This is a genomic window from Companilactobacillus halodurans, assembly GCF_009600985.1.
Taxonomy (GTDB): domain Bacteria; phylum Bacillota; class Bacilli; order Lactobacillales; family Lactobacillaceae; genus Companilactobacillus; species Companilactobacillus halodurans.
The window spans coordinates 1-1,362 of record NZ_VDFP01000147.1 but is presented as its reverse complement, the minus strand read 5'-3'; the positions used below and the strand labels follow the sequence as shown (position 1 = coordinate 1,362).

Annotated in this window: 1 protein-coding gene; it reads right to left on the bottom strand. The window is 34.3% G+C overall.

The window, feature by feature from the left end; all coding sequences use genetic code 11:
* Positions 1 to 93: 93 nt before the first annotated feature.
* On the bottom strand, positions 94 to 1,362 hold a 1,269-nt coding region (locus tag FHL06_RS13145), incomplete at its 5' end, for a helix-turn-helix domain-containing protein (protein WP_153387059.1).

The following is a 1,362-nucleotide window of genomic DNA, read 5'->3' as shown; positions in this document are numbered from 1 at the left end:
TACCATCATAAGTGCCGTCCAAATTCGACGGCTCTCGACTCATCGCACAACCTGTATCATAATATATTCTGAAAATAGTTGCAACTATTTTCATTAAAGATTTGGATTTTCACTAACTTTTTCTTCCGTCCATATCTTATAAATAAGATTCAACAAGCCACCCATTTGTCCATCAACACCGTTGTACATCCAACGATAGATACATACATCTTTTTTCATCTCATCCTTTGGTGGATTGGCACTGTTTGCAGTAACAACAATATCAGCCTCTTTAGGATCACTAACAATTTTAGCGTATGGCAACGATTGTAGAGTTACAGCTAAATCAGAATAAACTAGGAAGAATGATTCTAATTCCAAATAAACCTTAACTTGAATATTCTTGTTATAAAGTGAGAAGAAACGATATGCAATTGCATAAATGGCTTCTGAAATTTGCTTAGATTTTCCAGTTAATGATTGATACTTGTCACGTAACATTAAATGTTGAACAGTTGAATAAATCTTACTTTCAAGACCTTCATCATTTAATTTACTGATAGCATCACCGAAACCTGAATACAAATTCAATATTTCAATATAATTATGATCTAGAGCTAAAACACCAATAATACATGTTGTTAAATTATACTTATATCTCAAAAATTCCTTATGGGACATAGCCATATCAGAAACAGTTTGTTCCACATCAATTGGAATAAGTTCCAAGAAATCATCAATAAAGTTAGCAAATAATGGATTATATCTAACTAATTGCTTAGAAACAGATTGAAGATATTCAGCTGAAACTTCAAACGTTGCAGGAACACACATTAATAAGATATAAAAATCAGCTGACTGGAACATTTGCTCCTCATAACTGACATCTTCTTTAATAGCACGCTTTAATTCTCTAACTTTTTCACTACCAGTATCACCCTCAAGCATTGAACCGGCACTTTCAAAAATATTAGGGAATGGATAATTGATCACATTTAAAGCGTCCATGTTTTGAACGTGATTGCCCTCAATAATTCGGTACAAGTGAGCCATAACCACATAGGCGTAGAACATTTTTGTTATATGATTTGTTGGTTTGAGACGATATTTATCCAAAGCAATATCAACAACTTTGAAGGCTACTTTTTGCGTAAAGTCTTCAAAAGGCCAAACGTATCCCCGTGTAGCGTTCCAATATAATGCTGCAATGGCCAAACGAATCGATTCCTCATCTCCAACAAAGCGCATTGGCTCATAGGCGATTCTGACACCAAACCGTTTTAGATAGCCTCTCATTGGCTTTAAATGACGTAGGACAGTTGCTTTGCTACTTTCCAATGTCTCATAGAAATGTTTGAAAGAATCTTCCTTATTCTTAACGAT